17 protein-coding genes are annotated in these 18,915 nt (G+C 66.7%); 9 read left to right on the top strand and 8 right to left on the bottom strand.

The features are described from left to right. Positions 1–39: 39 nt before the first annotated feature. From ACXDF8_RS14115 to ACXDF8_RS14095, 5 genes are all read right to left on the bottom strand, one after another. Positions 40–852, bottom strand: a complete 813-nt coding sequence (locus ACXDF8_RS14115; protein WP_457223887.1) for a GIY-YIG nuclease family protein — start codon at positions 850–852, stop codon at positions 40–42. 83 nt (positions 853–935) lie between these two features. Continuing rightward, positions 936–2,168 carry a restriction endonuclease subunit S gene (locus tag ACXDF8_RS14110; protein WP_457223886.1) on the bottom strand — a complete coding sequence of 411 codons (1,233 nt, stop codon included), beginning with the start codon at positions 2,166–2,168 and terminating at the stop codon, positions 936–938. After that, positions 2,165–4,888: a type I restriction endonuclease subunit R gene (locus ACXDF8_RS14105; RefSeq protein WP_457223885.1), complete on the bottom strand. Its 2,724-nt coding sequence runs from the start codon at positions 4,886–4,888 to the stop codon at positions 2,165–2,167. The genes ACXDF8_RS14110 and ACXDF8_RS14105 overlap by 4 nt, the downstream gene beginning before the upstream one ends. A 61-nt stretch (positions 4,889–4,949) precedes the next feature. Beyond that, positions 4,950–5,408, bottom strand: a complete 459-nt coding sequence (locus ACXDF8_RS14100) for a MaoC family dehydratase (protein WP_457223884.1) — start codon at positions 5,406–5,408, stop codon at positions 4,950–4,952. A 53-nt stretch (positions 5,409–5,461) separates the two neighbouring features. Then, positions 5,462–7,291, bottom strand: coding sequence for an acyl-CoA dehydrogenase (locus ACXDF8_RS14095; RefSeq protein WP_457223883.1), 1,830 nt, complete (start codon positions 7,289–7,291; stop codon positions 5,462–5,464). A gap of 259 nt (positions 7,292–7,550) precedes the next feature. Between ACXDF8_RS14095 and ACXDF8_RS14090 the strand changes: the two genes are divergently transcribed. Further along, positions 7,551–7,688: a hypothetical protein gene (locus ACXDF8_RS14090; RefSeq protein ID WP_457223882.1), complete on the top strand. Its 138-nt coding sequence runs from the start codon at positions 7,551–7,553 to the stop codon at positions 7,686–7,688. Further along, entirely contained in the window at positions 7,689–8,321 is a 633-nt protein-coding gene (locus ACXDF8_RS14085; RefSeq protein ID WP_457223881.1) for a TetR/AcrR family transcriptional regulator, read from the top strand. It begins immediately after the preceding gene. On the opposite strand, the gene ACXDF8_RS14080 is transcribed toward ACXDF8_RS14085, so the two are convergent. Beyond that, positions 8,311–8,835 carry a dihydrofolate reductase family protein gene (locus ACXDF8_RS14080; protein WP_457223880.1) on the bottom strand — a complete coding sequence of 175 codons (525 nt, stop codon included), beginning with the start codon at positions 8,833–8,835 and terminating at the stop codon, positions 8,311–8,313. The genes ACXDF8_RS14085 and ACXDF8_RS14080 overlap by 11 nt on opposite strands. Positions 8,836–8,902: 67 nt before the next feature. On the opposite strand from ACXDF8_RS14080, the gene ACXDF8_RS14075 reads away from it, so the two are divergent. From ACXDF8_RS14075 to ACXDF8_RS14065, 3 genes are read left to right on the top strand one after another with little or no spacing between them, the layout of a single operon-like run. Beyond that, positions 8,903–9,739, top strand: a complete 837-nt coding sequence (locus tag ACXDF8_RS14075) for a PaaI family thioesterase (protein WP_457223879.1) — start codon at positions 8,903–8,905, stop codon at positions 9,737–9,739. 5 nt (positions 9,740–9,744) lie between these two features. Continuing rightward, positions 9,745–10,920, top strand: coding sequence for an acyl-CoA dehydrogenase family protein (locus tag ACXDF8_RS14070; RefSeq protein ID WP_457223967.1), 1,176 nt, complete (start codon positions 9,745–9,747; stop codon positions 10,918–10,920). Next, positions 10,920–11,978, top strand: a complete 1,059-nt coding sequence (locus tag ACXDF8_RS14065) for an acyl-CoA dehydrogenase family protein (RefSeq protein WP_457223878.1) — start codon at positions 10,920–10,922, stop codon at positions 11,976–11,978. The genes ACXDF8_RS14070 and ACXDF8_RS14065 overlap by 1 nt, the downstream gene beginning before the upstream one ends. 39 nt (positions 11,979–12,017) lie before the next feature. Here the strand turns inward: ACXDF8_RS14065 and ACXDF8_RS14060 are convergent, their stop codons facing one another. Beyond that, on the bottom strand, positions 12,018–12,800 hold the full coding sequence (locus tag ACXDF8_RS14060) for a crotonase/enoyl-CoA hydratase family protein (RefSeq protein ID WP_457223877.1): 783 nt from the start codon (positions 12,798–12,800) through the stop codon (positions 12,018–12,020). Positions 12,801–12,954: 154 nt separating this feature from the next. On the opposite strand from ACXDF8_RS14060, the gene ACXDF8_RS14055 reads away from it, so the two are divergent. Genes ACXDF8_RS14055 through ACXDF8_RS14040 form a run of 4 tightly spaced genes read left to right on the top strand, consistent with a single transcriptional unit; the run spans position 12,955 to position 17,485 of the window. Beyond that, the gene (locus ACXDF8_RS14055; protein ID WP_457223966.1) at positions 12,955–13,695 is read left to right on the top strand and encodes a 1-acyl-sn-glycerol-3-phosphate acyltransferase; all 741 of its coding nucleotides are present in this window, start codon (positions 12,955–12,957) and stop codon (positions 13,693–13,695) included. Continuing rightward, positions 13,695–15,332 (top strand): acyl-CoA ligase FadD12, encoded by a 1,638-nt coding sequence (fadD12, locus tag ACXDF8_RS14050; RefSeq protein ID WP_457223876.1) that lies wholly within the window; start codon positions 13,695–13,697, stop codon positions 15,330–15,332. Before ACXDF8_RS14055 ends, fadD12 begins: the two co-directional genes overlap by 1 nt. Further along, positions 15,301–16,596: an alpha/beta hydrolase gene (locus ACXDF8_RS14045; protein WP_457223875.1), complete on the top strand. Its 1,296-nt coding sequence runs from the start codon at positions 15,301–15,303 to the stop codon at positions 16,594–16,596. Before fadD12 ends, ACXDF8_RS14045 begins: the two co-directional genes overlap by 32 nt. After that, positions 16,589–17,485, top strand: a complete 897-nt coding sequence (locus ACXDF8_RS14040; RefSeq protein ID WP_457223874.1) for a DUF8686 domain-containing protein — start codon at positions 16,589–16,591, stop codon at positions 17,483–17,485. Before ACXDF8_RS14045 ends, ACXDF8_RS14040 begins: the two co-directional genes overlap by 8 nt. On the opposite strand, the gene ACXDF8_RS14035 is transcribed toward ACXDF8_RS14040, so the two are convergent. Then, positions 17,482–18,906, bottom strand: coding sequence for a WS/DGAT/MGAT family O-acyltransferase (locus ACXDF8_RS14035; protein ID WP_457223873.1), 1,425 nt, complete (start codon positions 18,904–18,906; stop codon positions 17,482–17,484). The genes ACXDF8_RS14040 and ACXDF8_RS14035 overlap by 4 nt on opposite strands. Positions 18,907–18,915 lie beyond the last annotated feature (9 nt).

Here is an 18,915-nt window from a genome sequence, read left to right as displayed (position 1 = left end):
ACAGTCCACTTCGGTGCGGCGGGGTCAGACCCGGAGGACTCAGTCGACGCCGCGGCCCTCCCAATCGCCGAAGAGCACACCATCGTCGGAGATCCATTCCCGCCGGCCGTTGCACGCCCGTCCCAGTGCCACCGCTCCTGCGGTCGACGGCGAGGAGAACACCACACTGCGGGTCAACCGGCCGATACCGTCGGTGGCAGCGATCGCGCCGGTGTCGACGAGGTGCTGATGGTGGGAGCGGTACGTGTCGTAGGCCTTCCTGGTGCTGTCGGCCTTGCCGACACCGTGCCAGGACGGCACCACCGTTGAGCCTGCCAACATGGTGAACTCACCATCGATCTGCTGTGCACTGGCATCGACGCCGAGTTTCGCTTGTCGCAGGTGGAAGACCGGGGAACCCGTCGGATGCTCCACTTTGCCCGGTGCCGTGGGCGTAGGCACTCGGATGGCGTTGACGCCGAGCACCGGTAGCACGATCTGCAGTTGGGAGAGGAAGTAGTCCATGTCGGATGCATCGGCCTCCGGTAGTGCCGGAACGCCAGGGGCCGTGCTGTTCTCGACAGTGACGCGTCCGGCCGAGGTTGCCAACGCGATCAGCTTGGATTCCAGATACCGCCCATGCGCCTTGGTCAGATTGGCATCCTTGGAAGTGATGACGACAACACGATCCCAGAAATCCTTGTCCCGCTGGTGATATCGCAGCCGCTCGGCGACTACGTCGGCTTCGCCAATGTAGCACCGGGTGTTCTCCACAGCGGTCTCATCCTCACCGAGCAACAGGTAAGCGCCCGTCCGTTGTGCCTCGTCCCGTTTGAGCAGCTCCGCCAGATCTGACCGACGCGCTGAGAGCACGTGCCCAGTCCAGTTCGTGATCTCGGCCGTGGTCGGGCCACCGGGTGTGCCGTCAGTCAGAAAGAGCTTGATTTGCTTGCCGCTCAAGGAGATACCAACCAGCCATTGAACGCCTTCGTCAGCAGTGACCTCCGCAGTTGAAGGCGCTTCGCCCTCGCTGCTTCAATCTCAGAACGAAGGCGCGCAACGGCCTCCAATTCGGCCGCAGCCGTATTGACGATTGCCTTCTGCTCCCTCAACGGTGGAATCGGAAATTCGATGGGTTTGAGACGTGCCGCCGAGAGATGCGCGATGTTGGTGGTAATTCGGGATTCGCGCTTGAACCGTCCCGCCCTCATATGTCGTCGGAAAACCAGCACTGCAAACTCAGGCATGACGGCATCCCCCGCCTTAAACCGCAGGATGCTGTTGGTGAACGCAACATCAGGTGGGTCTCCACGATAGAGGGCAGGCCGTCCCAGGAGTTCTGGAGTCTGTCCCTCGTTCAGGAGGACATCACCTGGTTGCAGCTTAAAGCGGTCAAATACACCTTCTGGCCAATGCATTTCCATGACATCTCGGGTATCGATCCGATCCTCGAAGACATTGGCTACGCGCAGATATGGCCGCATGTTAGGACCTGAATGCCAATCGGGATGCCGCTGCCTTCCAAGTTCAACACGGCCTGCTTCAGCGACAGTCGACGCTCGCCAATTCGATGGATACTCGTCGGGATTAGGAATCAGTTTGAGCAGGATCGCAGTCACCATTGCCTCAAGGCGCCGAGCCGAAGCGGAGAGGTAATCGCCGGCAGCATCGAGTCGCGAAAGGTGGTCTTCGAGGATCTTGACGATGCGGCGCTGTTCGTCGGTCGGCATCGAGGGGATCTGGATTCGACGCAAGGCAGCCTGTGAAATATTCCGCATAGAATCTTTTGTACCGGTAGCCAATTCACGAATCTGACTGCGAACGGAGGGGGCCTGCAGCATGTACCAGAGCCACTCGGGGTCTACAGCGGGCTTGACGGTGAGCCGAAGGCTCTTATCGCTGAGAAGCAGTTTAGGACGAACGGAACGGACAAGCACGCTGGCTCCGACGTACTCAGATGTGTTCGCTCTACTTACGAGCAAGTCTCCTTGTCGAATCTCAAACCTCGGGTCTGCCAGTTTGGCAGGTACGGCTTTGTTTTCGTCTGGCCTGAATTTGCCTGACGTCATCGCGCTTACTTTGATGATGCCCCAATGCCCCTCCACTGCAGGTGCGTTCAAAGCACCAAACGACCTGCCGGCAGCGATGTCCTCGATCAAATCCCCCAACGGCACGACCGCCCAGCTCACGCCGTCAACTCCGCATTCAGCTGCTCCACCAAGTCACCGGCCCGATCCCCTAAATCCCTTATCGCACCATCGGTTCCACCACGCTCAATAAAGGGCGCCTCGTCGAGGTCCTCCACCCGAATGCCCGCCGAATTCGCGATCACCGACACCATCCGGTCCATCCACCACCGCTCCACATCGGTGAACACAACCCCCGCCTGCTCCTGTTGGGCCAACCATCCCGCATACCGCTCCCGCACCCGCTCGGCATAGGGCACCAGCTCGTCGTCCACCCCGGTCGCATAGCGAATCAACGAAACCAAGTCGGTCAGAGTGTGTTTGGGACACGGATGCACCTTCGCCGAATCTACTGCCGCGTAGGCATCCCAGATGACCTCGGGTGTCCAATTGTGCGGCGGCCGGGAGATCCGCGCGGCGAGGCCTTGGATGAACCCGAAGTCGATACGCCGCTCCCCAGCCTCGTAACCCAACTGCACCGCCGTGATCTCGTCGCGGTGCTCTTCCAAGTACGCACGCCATGATTCGACGATTGACCGCGCGCGATCGGTATCGACCACCCCGCCGGCTTCGATCAGTTCGTCTGCGCTCACCTCATCGATAACGCGGTCGTGGGCGGCCCGTAGTTCCAGGATCCGATGGCGCAGCTCCGGGTTGGCGGCGATCGGCCGTGTCGCGGCTTCGATCAGCTCGGGCGTACTGGTAGCGGGCTCGACCGCATCGACGAGCTGGCGGACGATCTCTCGAACCGGCTGTCCGGCAACCTCGTCCAACTCGGCGCGCTCATCCTCGGTCAAGTCCAGTTCCAGTTTGGCTAGCCGGGAGGCCAACGTCGCCGCTTCGTCCTCGGTCAGGGTCAGGTTCGCTGTCTTGTCGAGCAGCTTCTTCAACGACACCGACTTCTGCCGGTTCAGCGGCGGCTCCACGAAGTCGTGCTCCGTCACACCGACGGCGTCGACAATGACAAACCGGGTCTTCGTCTCGGCGTCCGGCGTGACGGCCTGGAAGTCTGCCGGCGAAATGGTGCGAGCGCCACGCCCTTTCATCTGCTCGAAGTACTGCGCCGAACGCACATCGCGCATGAAGAACACGCACTCCAGTGGTTTGACGTCGGTCCCGGTCGCGATCATGTCGACGGTCACCGCGATGCGCAGCGCCGGGCTAGTACGAAAAGCCTTCAGCTGCTCCTTCGCGTTTCGGGCGCTGTAGGTGATCTTGGCGGCGAAGTCATTGCCCTTGCCGAACACCTCCCGGACTTGGGTGACGATCTCTTCGGCGTGGTTGTCGTCCTTGGCGAAGATCAACGTTTTGGGGACGGTGGACCTTCCCGGGAAGATCTCGGTGAACAGCCGGTCCCGGAACGTCTCGAGAACGGTGCGGATCTGGTCGGTGGCCGTCACTGCGCGGTCGAGTTGGCCTGGCGTGTAGTCCAAGTCGTCGTCAAGGGCTTCCAGCCGCTGCTCGCGGGTACGCCGGTCCACCTTCGGCACGATGGTCCCCGCCTCAATGCGCGAGCCCTCTTGGCTGATCTTGGTTCGGATCCGGTAGATATCGAAGTCGACGTTGACGCCGTCGGCCACGGATTCGGGATATGTGTAGTCCGACACCAGGTTCTGCTTGAAGAAGCCGAAGGTCTGCTTGCCCGGGGTGGCCGTCAAGCCCACGATGTGGGCGTCGAAATACTCCAGCACCCCGCGCCACACCCCGTAGATACTGCGATGCGCCTCGTCCACGATCACCAGATCGAACGTCTCCGGTGGGAGCGCCGCACTGTAGGCGACGGTCACCGGAGCATCGGGGACGTAGCCGTCTATGCCTTCGTCGTCGTCCGCGTTGGTTTCACCGTTCTTGATGAACGCGAACACCCGCTGGATCGTGGAGATGGCGACGTTGGTGGAGTCGAGCATCCCCGCACTGGACAGCTTGGCGACGTTGTACAACTCGGTGAACCGCCGGCCGTCATCGGGTGCGCGGTAGTTCTGGAACTCGCCCATCGTCTGATCCGCGAGGTTGATCCGGTCGACGAGGAACAGGATGCGGTTGAATCCACCGTGACGGAGCAGCCGGTAGGCCTGGGTGACCGCGGTGTAGGTCTTGCCGGCCCCGGTGGCCATCTGCACCAACGACCGGTCGACATGCTGCTCGGCAAGACTGTGCTCCACGCCCTTGACAGCCTCGATCTGCGCTGGCCGCAGCGCGGCGGTGTCCAACTCCGGCAAGTTGCGAACTTTGGCGCGCCAGGTCGGATAGTCCGGGTCAGCCTCGGCGTCGCGCAAGATGCGCGCCAGTGTCTCCGGGCGCGGAACGTTGAAGACCAGGCGAGCCCGCGGGTCGGGGTCGTAGCCGTTGGTGAAGTGCGTCTCGATGCCGGAGGCCTCGAACACGAACGGCAGCCTGCCGTCGCGCGTCTTGGCCGCCAGGCGCACATCCGGCGGCAGTCCCTCGGCGTACATCGCCGACTGCCACTCGACGCCGGACAGCGGCGTACCGGTGGGCTTGGCCTCGATGACGCCGACCACCGCCTTGTCGACGTAGAGGAGGTAGTCCACCCTGCCGTGGCCAGGCTTCATCACGATCTCGCGGACCGCGACGCCCTGGCCGGCGAACAGGTTGAGATCCTTCTTGTCCTGGACGAGCCAGCCGGCTTGGGTGAGCTGCTGGTCGATGAGTTTGCGGGCGCGCGCCTCCGCCGCTACTCGTTCCTGGTCATCCCCGCTGTTCATACTGCTGCAGAGCGTATCTGGCCTACCCATTCCCGGGCGGTGATAACAGCCCCGAAATCGCTCAGAACAGCGCGCGCACGATCATCTCGGCCACCGCGGCCGGCTTGTCCACCCCGTCGATCTCGATGGTGTGCTTGACGGTGAGGTTGACGGTGTTGTCGTCGACCTTGGTGGCATCGACCAGCTCCGAGCGCACTCGAACGCTGCTGTCCACCGGCACCGCGGCCACGAAGCGCACCTTGTTGAGCCCGTAGTTGATGGCCATCTTGGCGTTTTCGACGCGGTAGGTGTCCTTGGACAGCGCCGGGATCAGCGACAGCGTGAGGAAACCGTGCGCAATCGGTGCGCCATAAGGACTTTCGGTCTTGGCGCGCTCGACGTCGACGTGGATCCACTGGTGGTCGCCGGTCGCGTCGGCGAAGTCGTTGATGCGCTTCTGATCGATCTGCAGCCACTCACTGACGCCGAGTTCCTGGCCGACCGCCGACACCGCGTCGTCGATGGACGTGATCACCTTCATGGGGGCGCTCCCTCGTTAGTCCCGCCGGTTGTCCCCGCCATCTTGGCCGACGCTCAGAACGCGTCTTCGGCCAGGTCCATGATGGTGAGTTCGGTCGCCTCGGCGATGCGGCGCTCGGCGGCCAGCCTGGGCAGCACGTTGCGGGCGAAGAACTGGGCCACCGCCACCTTCCCGCGGTAGAACGCCTGCTCCCGCGGATCGGGGTCGCCGTCGAGGGCGTGCAGCGCGATCTCGGCCTGCCGCAGCAGCAGCCAGCCGATGAGCAGGTCGCCGACTGACAGCAGGAACGCGACCGAGTCCAGCCCGACGCGGTACAACTCGTGCGGATCCTCTTGTGCGCCCATCAGGAAGCCGGTGAGCGCGGCCACCATCGCGCGCATGTTGTCCAGCGCGTCGCCCAGCAGCGTGCGGCTGCCCGCCAGCTCAGCGCGGGCGTCGGGGCTGTCGATGAACGCCTCGATCTGCGCGACCACATGCCCCAGCGCGACCCCACGATCGCGGGCGATCTTGCGGAAGAAGAAGTCCTGGGCCTGGATTGCGGTGGTGCCCTCGTAGAGGGAGTCGATCTTGGCGTCGCGGATGTACTGCTCGATCGGGTAGTCCTGCAGGAACCCCGATCCGCCGAAGGTTTGCAGCGACTCGGTCAGGCACTGGTAGGCGCGCTCGGATCCCACGCCCTTGACGATCGGCAGCAGCAGGTCGTTGATCCGTTCGGCCAGCGCGGCGTCGGCACCGGAGACCACCTGCGCCACCGCCGGATCCTGGTGGGCCGCGGTGTAGAGGTAGAGCGCGCGCAAGCCTTCGGCGTAGGCCTTCTGCGTCATCAGCGCGCGACGCACATCGGGGTGGTGGATGATCGTCACCCGCGGCGCGGTCTTGTCCGCCATCTGGGTCAGGTCCGCGCCCTGCACGCGGGTCTTGGCATAGTCGAGAGCGTTGAGGTAACCCGTCGACAACGTGGCGATCGCCTTGGTACCGACGAACATTCGGGCATATTCGATGACCTTGAACATCTGGGCGATTCCGTCGTGGATGTCGCCGACCAGCCATCCGATCGCGGGTGTGCCGTGCAGGCCCAGGCTCAGCTCGGTGGTGGCCGAGGCCTTCAGACCCATCTTGTGTTCGAGGTTGGTGACGAAGACGCCATTGCGCTCGCCCGGTTCGCCGGACTCGGGGTCGGGCAGGAACTTCGGCACCAGGAACAGACTCAGCCCCTTGGTGCCCGGTCCGGCGCCCTCCGGTCGAGCCAGGACGAGATGCAGGATGTTCTCGAAGAAATCGTCGGCGTCGCCGTTGGTGATGAACCGCTTGACGCCCTCGATGTGCCAGGTCCCGTCGCCGGCGTCGACCGCCTTGGTGCGCCCCGCGCCGACGTCGGATCCGGCGTCGGGTTCGGTGAGCACCATGGTGGCGCACCAGTTGCGCTCGGCGGCGAGCGTCGCCCAGTGCTTCTGCTGGTCGTTGCCGATGTGGAACAGGATGTTGGCCATGATCGGGCCCGCCATGTACATGAACACGGCCGGGTTGGCGCCCAGCACCAATTCGTTGATCGCCCAGCCGACCATCGCCGGCGCCGGCACCCCGCCGACGTCCTCGACGAGCCCGATCCGGAACCACTCCCCCTGCTGCCAGGCCCGCATCGAGGCCTTGAACGGCTCGGGCAACGACACCGTGTGGGTGGTCGGATCGAAGGTCGGCGGGTGGCGGTCGGTCTCGGCGAACGAGTCGGCGACCGGCCCCTCGGCAAGCCGGGCGGCCTCGGCCAGCATCTCGCGCACCGAGTCGCCATCCAGATCGGGATAGTCCTCGAGGGCTTTCTCCACATCGAGCAGCTCGAAGAGGTTGAACTCGAGGTCGCGGACGTTGCTCTTGTAGTGACCCATCGCTTTCGCCCTTCTCGCAGACCGATCGAGCCGAGCCTAACCCGTTCTGCGCGTCCGATCAGGCCGATGCACACCCGCCGAAAACTATGATTTACGCCATAAACAAGGGCGAATAGTTCACTTCCTCGCAGGTCGCCGACTGCGTTCTTCTGGCGTTCACCGCAGCGACATCTCGCCCGTTGCGCTTAAGGCTTTCTCATCTTATGGTCATAAGCATAGTTATGGAGCTGGTCTCCGTACCACGGGCAAGGAGAGACCGATGTGGCTGATCGAGCTGAACATCGCCGGCCACCGGTTCACCCGGCAGCTGCCGGACTCGCGTCGGCAGCTGTTCGGCCGGGGCGCTCGCGCATTGCCCTGGCGGGGTAACCAGGTCCGCCAGACTCCCGCCGCCTGAATGCCTCAGTCGACGCCGTCCGGGCCCGGTCGCCGGACCCGGAGTTCCACTCGCACCAAAATGCTGATCAGCGCCGCCCAGGTGTTGCGCGAACGCGGTGCCGCCGGGTTGACCATCGACGAGGTGCTGGCCCGTAGCGGCGCACCGCGCGGCTCGGTGTATCACCACTTTCCCGAAGGCCGCAGCCAGATCCTGCGCGAGGCACTGAACTACGCCGGCGTCTCCATCACCAGCAGCATCGACGAGGCGGCCGGCGAGAACGCCGCGGTGCTGCTGCGCCGGTTCGTCGAGCTGTGGGAGGACGCCCTGGTCACCAGCGACTACACGGCCGGATGCCCGGTGCTGGCTGCCGCCGTCGGCGCGGGTGAGGACGAGGCGCTGACCGCGGTCGCCGGTGACATCTTCGCGCGCTGGCGCGAAGCGTCCACCCAGGCCTACCTCCGCGAAGGCTTCGAGGCCGCCGACGCCGCCGCCCTGGCCGACACCACCATCGCCGCAATGGAAGGCGCCGTGGTGTTGTGCCGCTCCGCGCGCAGCCTGAAGCCGCTGCACGACGTCGCCGCCCAGCTGGAGTTCCTGATCAAGGCCAAGGAATTCGTCACCAAATTCGGCGTTCCGTCCTTCAATGGCTGAATTGCCAACGGGCACAGACAAAATCGCCGTTGACACCGGTCTCGGCCAGCCGCCACTCGGATCGCACCGGCAGCGCCGGCGACCCCGAGCCCAGGCTGCACGGCGCGTAGGACACGATCAGCTCGTCGACCAGGCCGGCGGCCACGAACTGCGCGGCCACCTCGCCGCCACCGACCACCCAGACGTCACGCGCCCCGGCGGCGGCCACGAGACGCGGATGCAGGTCGGTGACCTCGCCGCTGAACACCGTGACCGGGTGGTCCGCGGCGATGATCCGCGGCCGGTGGGTGAGCACCCACGTGGGCTGGTCGTACATCCACTCGCCCGGCTGGTTGTCGCGCAACCACAGGTAGGTCGCCGATCCCATCACCAGCGCCCCGACGCCCTCGTTGAACGCCTGATAGCCGAAGGGGCCGTTGACGTCGATATCGCGGGAGGTCAGCCAATCCAGGCTGTCGTGGTCGTCGACGATGAACCCGTCCAGGCTGGACGCGGTGAAGTACACGGTGGCCATGCCGGTGAGTATGGTCGCCCAGTCCGACAGCGACTTGGCCGCTGATGCTGGAATACGGAGCGTGACGATGCCCGACACATCGACCGATCGGCAGGATCCGGAAACCCCGGAAAGTGTCCTGACCCGGTTCGGAATCCGGACCATCGAGGAGAACTTCGCCGAGGCCACGGTGAGCGCATCGATGCCGGTCGGCCACCTGGTCAACCCGTTCACCGGCCTGCCGACCGTCGCGCCCCTGGCGATCCTGGTCGACGATGTGGGCGGCCGGGCCAACTTCCACCGCCGCGGCTCGGGTCAGTGGACGGTGTCCAGCGAGCTGGCGGTCGAGCTGAGCCCGGACGGCATCGACAGCCTCTCGGCCGCTCCCGACGAGCCGGTGGTGGCGACCAGCCGTCCGCTCGGCCCGCACGGCGCCACCCTGCTGGCGATCTGCACCTTGAGTCACCGCGGCAACACCATCGGCGGCGGCACGGTGCGAACCGTGGCCATCAGCAGCGGTCCGGACGGACCGGTCGACCGTGGCGCCGACAGCCTGGTACGTACAGCGCACACCTCGCTGGCGGAGTTGATGGCGGCCGAACCGCTGCCCCGCGATACCGACACCCACCTGCTGGCACAGCGCCCCGATCCGATCGTCAACAACCTGATCGGCATCGTGCACGGCGGCGTCAGCAGCACCGGTCTGGAGCTGGTGGCCTCGGCGGCGATCAACCACGGCCAGGACGAGCCACTGCGCACCGCCTCACTGCGGGTCAACTTCCTGCGGCCGTTCTTCGCCGGCAGCCGATCCCGTTACGAGGGAACGGCGCTGCGGGTGGGCCGCAACTCCGCGATCGGCGACGCCCGGGCCGTCGGCGACGACGGCAAAACGGCGATCATCGCCCGCGTCACGGCGTATCGGTGACCACCGTGGCCGACAGCTACGCCGCACTGTGCGCCGACGAACCCGAGCTGGCGGCGCTACGCGCCTCGATCAGGGCGTTCCTCGCCGCCGACCGGGCCGAATTCGGTTGGGCCCCAACCCTCGACGCCTGGCTGTCCAGCTGGGACGAGGAGTTCAGCGCACGCCTCGGCGCCGCCGGGTTCCTCGGCATGACCATCCCGCGCGAGTACGGCGGACAGGGCCGCGGTCACCTGCACCGCTACGTGGTGACCGAGGAACTGCTGGCCGCTGGGGCGCCGGTGGCCGCGCACTGGATCGCCGACCGGCAGGTCGCGCCCGGGCTCATGGCGTACGGCAGCGAGGAGCAGCGTCGGCGGCTGTTGCCCGACATCGCTGCCGGCCGGTACTTCTCGGCGATCGGCATGAGTGAGCCGCAGGCGGGTTCCGACCTCGCGGCGTCGGCGGCCCGCGCCACCAAGACCGACGGCGGCTGGCTGCTGTCGGGCACCAAGGTGTGGACCAGCGGCGCGCACCTGGCCCATCAGATCGTCGTGCTGGCCCGCACCAGCCCGGTCGACCCGCAGCGGCGGCACGCCGGATTCAGCCAGTTCATCGCGCCCACGCACCCTTCGGAGTCCATCACGATCAGCCCAATCGTGCTGATGTCCGGCGAGCACCATTTCAACGAGGTGACCTTCGACGAGGTCTTCGTCTCCGACGCCAATGTGCTCGGCGAAATCGGGGCCGGCTGGCATCAGGTCACCGCGGAGCTGTCGTTCGAACGCAGTGGCCCCGAACGCATCCTGTCCACGGCCCCGTTGCTGACCGCACTGGTGCGCCTGCTGGCCGCCCAGGAACAGCCCGCCGACCTCGACGACCATGCCGCCGCGGCCGTCGGCGATCTGCTGGCCAGGGTCATCTCGCTGCGGCAGCTGTCGGTGTCGGTGGCCAGAGCGCTCGCGGCCGGCCAGTCACCGGTGAACGAGGCCGCACTGGTCAAGGATCTGGGCACCCGCTTCGAGCAGGAGTCGGTGGAATTGGCGGCGGACTTGTTCTCCTACGCCGCAACCGGATCCGTCGACCGCGATCGAGTCGCCGCGCTGCTGGCGACCGCACGGCTGCATTCGCCGTTGTTCACGCTGCGCGGCGGCACCAACGAAGTGCTGCGTGGTGTGGTGGCACGCGGAATGGGGTTGCGGTAATGCCGGCACTGAGCGGCGGCGTGTTCGCAACATCAAGCGGGCCAGACGATTTCACCGATCTGCGGCAACTGGTGAACGACATCGGCGCCCGGTCGTTCGACTCGCGGATCGGTCGGCGCGGCTTGCCCGACGAATTCGACGCCACCGCCTGGGGGCATCTACAGGACGCCGGGCTGACCCGCCTGACCAGTGACCCCGAATCGGGCGGCGGTGCACATGAATTGGCAGTGGTCTTGCGGGCTCTGGCCCGCCACGCGGTCACGGTGCCGCTGGCCGAAACCGACGTCCTGGCCAGCTGGTTGGCCGCCCGGGCCGGAGTCGGCGTTCCCGAACAGGGGCCGTTGACGTTGGCGCTGAGCGAGGCAGGTTCGCCGACGGTGTCCGGGGTGCCGTATGCGGCGGATGCCGCCGCGGTGGTGTTCGCGCTGCGCGACGCAGACCGGTTGCGGGTCGGCGTCGCCGAGCCGGCCGCGCTGACGATCACCACCGGGCACAACCTGGGTGGCGAACCGCGCGACACAGTGAGCGTGCCGGACACCGCGCTGGTCACCGTGGACGCCGGCAGTGAGCTGGACCGGCGCGGTGCGTGGGCGCGATGCGTCCAGGCGGTGGGGGCTCTCGACGCCGCCGTCGAGTTCTCCGTGGCCCACACCCGCGAACGGGAACAGTTCGGCCGGCCGCTGAGTGCGTTCCAGTCGGTGCAGCACACCCTGGCCGGGATGGCCGGTGAGGTGGAGCGCGCCCGCGCGGCCACCGAGCTCGCGGTCGCCGCCGCCGTCGACTACGGCTTCGACAGCCCCCGGACCCACTACGCCGTCACGGTAGCGAAAGTGACACTGGGCCGCGTGGTGCCGGCTGTGATCACCGCCGCCCACCAGCTGCACGGCGCGATCGGCGTGACGATCGAGCACCGGCTGTGGCTGGCCACGATGCGGGCGCGCAGCTGGGTCGACGAATTCGGCGACACCGCGCTGCACGCCCGCCGGCTGGGCCGGCTCGCACTGGCCGCGGCCCGCGACGGCGACCCGTGGGACTTCGTCGTGGGCGCAGGGGTCTGAGTCAGACCGTCGGGCAGGGGTCTGAGTCGGGGAGCTACCTCAGCTGCCGGTCCAGTTCGGCGCCCGCTTCTCGGCGAAGGCGATGGCACCTTCCTTGGCGTCGTTGGAGGTGAACACCGGCATCAGAATCCTGCCTTGCTTGTCCCACTGCTCCTCGGGACTCCAGGCGCGCGACTCGGTGATAATCCGCTTGGTGGCGGCCACCGCCAGCGGGCCGTTGGCGGTGATTCGCTCGGCCAGCTCGATCGCCGCCTCCAGTGCATGACCCGGCTCGGCCAGGACGTTGACCAGGCCCAACTCGTGGGCCCGTTCGGCGGGCAGGTTGTCGCCGGTCAGGGCCAGCTCCATGGCGATCTGGTAGGGGATGCGCTGCGGTAGGCGCAGCAGGCCGCCACCACCGGCCACCAGGCCGCGCTTGACCTCGGGGATACCGAAGGCGGAGTCCTTGGCGGCCACGATCAGATCGGTGGCCAGCGCCAGCTCGGTTCCGCCGGCCAGCGCGTAGCCCTCGACGGCGGCGATCAGCGGCTTGGCCGGGGGACGCTCGGTGAAGCCCAGCCCCCGGCCCTCGGCCACCACGTTCTCGCCGCGGGCGAAGGCTTTGAGGTCCATTCCGGCGCAGAACGAGCCGCCGGCACCGGTGACGATGCCCACCGACAGGCCGGCCTCGTCGTCGAGCCGGTCCATCGCGGCAGCCAGGCCATTGCTGACGGCGGCGTTGACGGCGTTCTTGGCCTTCGGCCGGTTGATAGTGATGATCAGGATGCGGCCACGCTGCTCGGTGAGGACGGCGGGCTCTTCGGTAACGGCGTTTTCGCTCACGTCCGAATCGTATAGATCGCGGTATGGCTGCCGTGGGCAGACCGGTACGATCGAAAACTAGAACACGTTTCAATCTGCAGGGGGCTGTGTGAGCGCAACCGAGGCAACCCGCGCCGAAACGGCGAAGTGGGATCCGCACCTGGTGGAGCGCACCATGGGCGTGCTGCGCCCGTTCCTGAAGCTCTACCACCGCAGCGAGGTCCGCGGGCTGCAGAACTTCCCGCCGGGTGGCGCGCTGGTGGTGTCCAACCACTCCGGCGGCCTGTTCCCGATGGACGTACCGGTGTTCGCGCTGGACTTCTACGACACGTTCGGTTATGACCGGCCGATCTACACCCTGAGCCACGACCTGCTCATGGTCGGTCCGACGGCCGACTACTTCATCCGTACCGGCTTCATCCGCGCCAACCCCGCCAACGCCGACGAAGCGTTGCGCTCCGGCGGTGTGGTGGTGGTCTTCCCCGGCGGCGACTACGACGTGTACCGACCGACGTTCGCGGAGAACAAGATCGACTTCGACGGGCGCACCGGCTACGTCAAGGCCGCCATCAACGCCGGTGTCCCGATCGTGCCAACGGTGGCGATCGGCGGCCAGGAGAGCCAGCTCTACCTGTCCCGCGGCACCGGCCTGGCCAAGCTGCTGCGACTGGACAAGCTGCTGCGGTCCAAGATCCTGCCCATCTCATTCGGTTTCCCGTTCGGGCTGAGCGCGGTCCTGCCCGTGAACCTGCCGCTGCCCACCAAGATCGTCATGCAGGTGCTCGAACCGATCCACATCACCGAGATGTTCGGCGAGAATCCCGATATCGACGCCGTCGACGCGCACGTGCGCGCGGTCATGCAGACCGCGCTCGACGACCTGGCCGCCCACCGCCGTCTTCCGGTCATCGGCTGATGGATCTGCTGTCCCGGCTCACCTCCGTCGGCGACGCCGTCGTCACCTTGGCCAGGGCTGGCTTTCTGACGCCCATGCGCCCGGACCGGATCGTCGCGATGGTGGCCGCCGCCCGCGCCGAGGGGCTGTCGATCGCCACCGGCTTCGCCACCGCCGCCGCCCGCCGCCCGGACAGCCCCGGCCTGATCGACGAGCTGGGCTCGCTGACCTGGCGGGAACTCGACGCGCGCGCCAACGCCCTGGCCGCCGCCCTGCAACGGTTGCCGTCCGGTGCCCCCCAAACAGTCGGCATCATGGCCCGCAACCACCGCGGCTTCGTCGAGTCGCTGATCGCCGCCACCCGCATCGGCGCCGACGTGCTGCTGCTCAACACCGCCTTCGCCGGGCCGGCGCTGGCCGAGGTGGTCAACCGGGAACGCGCCGACGTCATCATCTACGACGAGGAGTTCGCCGCGTCGGTGGACCGGGCGCTGGCCGACCGACCGCAGGCCAGCCGGATCCTGGCGTGGACGGACTCCCCCACCGAGGCCGCCACCGTCGAGAAGCTGATCACCGAGCACGCCGGGCAGCGCGCCACGAAGTCCGGTCGCACCAGCCGGCTCATCCTGCTGACCTCGGGCACCACCGGAACGCCGAAGGGCGCCAAGCATTCCGGTGGTGGGGCCGGCAACCTCGTCGCCATCCTGGCGCGCACCCCGTGGCGGATCGGTGAGACCACCGTCGTCGTCGCCCCGATGTTCCACGCCTGGGGCTTCTCCCAGCTGGTGTTCGCCTCAGCGATGGCGTGCACGGTGGTGACCCGGCGCAAGTTCGACCCGGAGGCGACGCTCGCCCTGGTCGACAAGCACAAAGCCACCGGTTTGTGTGTAGTGCCGGTGATGTTCGACCGCATCATGGACCTGCCCGACGAGGTGCGCCACCGCTACAGCTGCGATTCCCTGCGTTTCGCGGCATGCTCCGGATCGCGGATGCGCCCCGACGTCGTCACCCGGTTCATGGACGAGTTCGGCGACGTCATCTACAACAACTACAACGCGACCGAGGCCGGGATGATCGCCACCGCCACCCCGGCGGACCTTCGCGCGGCACCCGACACCGCGGGCAAGCCGGCGGTCGGCACCGAGATCCGGATCTACGACGACGAATTCAACGACGTCCCCACCGGCGAGGTCGGGCGGATCTACGTCAAGAACTCCACCCAGTTCGACGGCTACACCTCATCGGGTTCTGCGGGTAACACCAAGGACTTCCACGACGGGTACATGTCCTCGGGCGATATCGGCCGCCTCGACGACGCGGGCCGGCTGTTCGTGGTCGGCCGTGACGACGAGATGATCGTCTCCGGCGGCGAGAACGTCTACCCGATCGAGGTGGAAAAGACGCTGGCAGCCCACCCCGGCGTCGCCGAGGCGACGGTGCTCGGCGTGGACGACGAGCAGTACGGCCAGCGGCTGGCCGCGTTCGTGGTACTTGCCGACACGTCGGCCGCCACCCCCGACGACCTCAGGGACCACGTCCGCCAGAACCTGGCCAACTACAAGGTGCCCCGCGAGATCACCATCCTGAGCGAGCTGCCGCGCGGCAGCACTGGCAAGATCCTGCGCAATGAACTCATCGCTCGCCCGTCTGACGGCTAAGGCACGGCGCCCGCGTCCCCTGGTGCGCGCCATCCTCGAATTCCTCAACGCCGCCAACGGCTTTAAACCCCTGGGCCGAAAGGGCTACAAGACACTCGCGGTGTTCTGGGTCGGCTGGCCGACCTCGGAAGTACCGATGCTCTACCTGACCGCCTCGATGCTGGACGCCGCGCGCCGCGGCCTGCGCGGCGACTTCCGCAGTCGGCGCGGGATCGCGGCGCTGGTCCTGACGGGGTTGTCATGGCTGATCCTCGGTGCGATCCAGCGCCGCGGCATGACCACACCACGCCCGGTGTTGCGCGCCGCACTCGTGGACGGACTCGGTGAGGATTTCGCCGACGTCCTCGACACCTTGCCCAGTGCACCATCGCCGTCGGGCCGGCCCACCGCCTGGCGCACCACCTGGTCGCGCCGGCGCTACGTCGAGAAGACCAACATCATCAGCTACGGCCCGCACGGCAGGGCGAACCTGGCCGATGTGTGGCGCCGCCGCGACCTGCCCCGCGACGGCAAGGCACCGGTGCTGCTCGAGGTGCCAGGCGGGGCGTGGGCGATCGGCTGGCGACGGCCCCAGGCCTATCCCCTGATGAGCCACCTCGCCGACCGGGGCTGGATCTGCGTGGCGATGAACTACCGGGTCAGCCCCGCCCACACCTGGCCCGACCACATCGTCGACGTCAAACGGGCGCTGAAGTGGGTCAAGGAGAACATCGCCGACTACGGTGGCGATCCCGATTTCGTGGCCATCACCGGCGGTTCGGCCGGCGGCCACCTGGCGGCGCTGGCGGCGCTCACCGCTGGAGATCCCCAGTACCAGCCCGGTTTTCCCGACGCCGACACCTCGGTGGTTGCCGCGGTCCCGGTGTACGGCCGTTACGACTGGTACACCACCCACGGCAACGGCCGTCGCGAGTTCATCGGCTACCTGGAACGTCTGGTCGTCAAGCGGCAGTTCAGCCGGTTCCGCAAGATCTACACCGATGCCTCCCCGCTCCGCCGGCTGCGCCCGGACGCGCCGCCGTTCTTCGTGCTGCACGGCGTGAACGACTCGCTGATCCCGGTCGGTGAGGCCCGCGACTTCGTCGCCGAGCTGCGCGCGGTGTCGCAGGCACCGGTGCTCTACGCCGAACTGCCCGGCGCCCAACACGCGTTCGACATCTTCTCCTCACCGCGGGCACACCATTCGGCCGAGGCGGTAGGGCAGTTCTTGTCGTGGGTGTATGCCAGCAAGATGCCCAAGGAAGAGACGACTCCTGATGCGTAATCACGTCGAGCGGGTTCGCGCGATCGGCGTGCGACGGCTGGTGTCGGTCGCCGTCGTACTGGTCATCGGGATCGTCGCGAGCCTCAGCGGCTACATCGCCAGCAGGCAGACCACCAACCAGCAGAGCTACTTCGGGGATTTCGACAACCCGGACCGGGTGGAGGTGACCGCCTGGATCACCAAAGTGGACTCCTCGACGCAGGCGTTGTCGGTGACACTGGTGCACGTGCGCCCATACGGGGCGCTGGCCGTCGGCAATGGCAGCAGCTTCGCCGACGACGCGGCGATGCTGACCAATGCGGTGGGCAACTGGCAGACGACGATCAAGGCCGGTGAGGCCGCGCCCGATGCCGAGCAGCGCATCCAGATGAACGGCGCCTTCACCAACTATCCCTTCGACCACTACCTGACCGACCTCGAGGTGCACCTCACCCGCCCCGACGGCACCGAACTGCCCGTCGCGCTGACGTTGTACAACACCGACCCGTTCTTCCAGGTCTCCCCCACGCAGCTGCGCTCACCCGACGGCACCGGCACCGTGGTGGGTCTCGACATCCACCGCAGCACACCGACATTGGTCTTCGCGGTGTTCATCATGGTGCTGATGCTCGGCCTGGCGGCAGCCGCCGTCGTGGCCGGCTACTACGTGCTGCACTGGAAGCGCGGACTGATCTTCCCGGCCTGCTCGATGATGGCGGCCATCTTGTTCGCGTTGATCCCGCTGCGCAACGCGGTGCCGGGCAACCCGCCGATCGGCTCGATCATCGACTTCGGTTCGTTCTTCATCGCCGAGGCCGTCATCTCGATCTCACTCATCTCCGGTGTGTTGCTGGGCTTCCGGCATCAGTTGGCCATCGAGCGCGAGGACGACAGCGCCGAAGAACCCTAGGTCGCCACCTGCGGCATTGCGGTCTCGACAACCGTGAGTTCCGCGGGAAGTCCTGCCGCCATACGGATCTCGGCGAACGCTGCCAGCATTGCCGCGGTGACCTCGTGCGGATCGGTGACGGTGGCGCCGTCGGTGAGCACCGAGATGTTGAGCTGGTCGACATAACTCCACACGGTGATGTTCAACCCGCTGCCGGTGGTCAGCGGTCCCACCGAATAGATCTCGGTGACCAGAGCCCCGCCGACCCGGCCCGGTTGCCGCGGTCCGGGGACGTTGGAGATCGGCAGGTTCAGCACCTTGTTCTGGCCGTCCTTGGTGGACAGCCAGGTGAACAACTTCTGCGCCGGGGCCGGTGGCAGGTAGGCCGACCAGCGGCTGATCAGTTCTGGGCCGACCAAGTGGTGGCCCTCCTTGGCCGTCACCGCCGCGTCGTGCGTCTGGCGCACCCGCTCCAGCGGGTCGGCCACCTCGACGGGAAGCGCCACCATCATGCCGGTGAAGTAGTTGCCCGACACCCGGTCCGGGTCGAAGTTGAAGCTGACCGGCACCGAGGCGAGCAGCGGGTGATCGGCGACGCCGTCGTAACGCAGCAGCAAGGTCCGCAGCGCACCCGCGGCGATCGCCAGCACCAGGTCATTGATCGTCACGCCGAGGTGCTTGCTGGTCACCTTGATGTCAGCCAAGGCCAATGTTGCTGTGGCAAAACGCCTTTCAGGGGTGAGCATGTGGTTGAGGAAGCTGGGCGGCGGCGTGAACGGCATGGTCAGCTCCGGAGAGAGCTTACGGTCGCTGCGGCGCACCCGGTTCAGGCCTGCGGCGGTGTACTTGAGCACGCCAGGCAGCCTGGCGATCTGGCGAAGGTGGTCGACGAAGGCCGATCGCACCAGCTCACCACGGGTCGGTGCGGGATCGGTAGGGAATTCCTGGTCGGGGTCGGGGCCGCTCTGCAGGTCCATTCCGCGGGCCATCAGGTTGCCCGAGGCAACCCCGTCGGCAAGCGCGTGGTGGATCTTGCCGACCACGGCGATTCGGCCGCCGGCAAGCCCTTCGACGAAGTACATCTCCCACAACGGCCGGCTGCGGTCCAGTGGGGTGCTGGCGATCTGCCCGATGGCCTCGTCGAGTTCGCGGCGCCCACCCGGTTCGGCCACCCGCCACGGCCGGATGTGGTAGTCGAGGTCGACGTCGCAGTTCTCCCGCCACATCGGGTGGTGGAACTGGAACGGAATGTTGACCAGCTGATAGCGGAACGGATCCAGCTTGTAGAGCCGGCCCCTGATCACCTGCCGGAACTCCCCGACGCCGAAACTTCGCCCGGCGAGGTCCTCCAGTTCGATGACCGCCACCTTGAGGGTGTGCATGTGCACGTTGGGCGCCTCGGTGTACAGCAACACCGCGTCCCAGCCCCTGAGCCTCTTCACCGTCGAACC

The sequence above is a fragment of the Mycolicibacterium sp. CBM1 genome (genome assembly GCF_054073305.1).
The sequence above is the reverse complement of the archived record's forward strand: the minus strand, read 5'-3'. Positions and strand labels throughout refer to the sequence as shown.

Excerpts from the sequence above, each read along its gene's own strand:
- ACXDF8_RS14105 (WP_457223885.1), bottom strand. The coding sequence starts at position 4,888 with ATGAACAGCGGGGATGACCAGGAACGAGTAGCGGCGGAGGCGCGCGCC.
- ACXDF8_RS14080 (WP_457223880.1), bottom strand. The coding sequence starts at position 8,835 with ATGGCCACCGTGTACTTCACCGCGTCCAGCCTGGACGGGTTCATCGTC.
- ACXDF8_RS14095 (WP_457223883.1), bottom strand. The coding sequence starts at position 7,291 with ATGGGTCACTACAAGAGCAACGTCCGCGACCTCGAGTTCAACCTCTTC.
- fadD12 (WP_457223876.1), top strand. The coding sequence starts at position 13,695 with ATGGATCTGCTGTCCCGGCTCACCTCCGTCGGCGACGCCGTCGTCACC.
- ACXDF8_RS14040 (WP_457223874.1), top strand. The coding sequence starts at position 16,589 with ATGCGTAATCACGTCGAGCGGGTTCGCGCGATCGGCGTGCGACGGCTG.
- ACXDF8_RS14090 (WP_457223882.1), top strand. The coding sequence starts at position 7,551 with ATGTGGCTGATCGAGCTGAACATCGCCGGCCACCGGTTCACCCGGCAG.
- ACXDF8_RS14055 (WP_457223966.1), top strand. The coding sequence starts at position 12,955 with ATGGGCGTGCTGCGCCCGTTCCTGAAGCTCTACCACCGCAGCGAGGTC.
- ACXDF8_RS14065 (WP_457223878.1), top strand. The coding sequence starts at position 10,920 with ATGCCGGCACTGAGCGGCGGCGTGTTCGCAACATCAAGCGGGCCAGAC.
- ACXDF8_RS14085 (WP_457223881.1), top strand. The coding sequence starts at position 7,689 with ATGCCTCAGTCGACGCCGTCCGGGCCCGGTCGCCGGACCCGGAGTTCC.
- ACXDF8_RS14045 (WP_457223875.1), top strand. The coding sequence starts at position 15,301 with ATGAACTCATCGCTCGCCCGTCTGACGGCTAAGGCACGGCGCCCGCGT.
- ACXDF8_RS14075 (WP_457223879.1), top strand. The coding sequence starts at position 8,903 with ATGCCCGACACATCGACCGATCGGCAGGATCCGGAAACCCCGGAAAGT.
- ACXDF8_RS14100 (WP_457223884.1), bottom strand. The coding sequence starts at position 5,408 with ATGAAGGTGATCACGTCCATCGACGACGCGGTGTCGGCGGTCGGCCAG.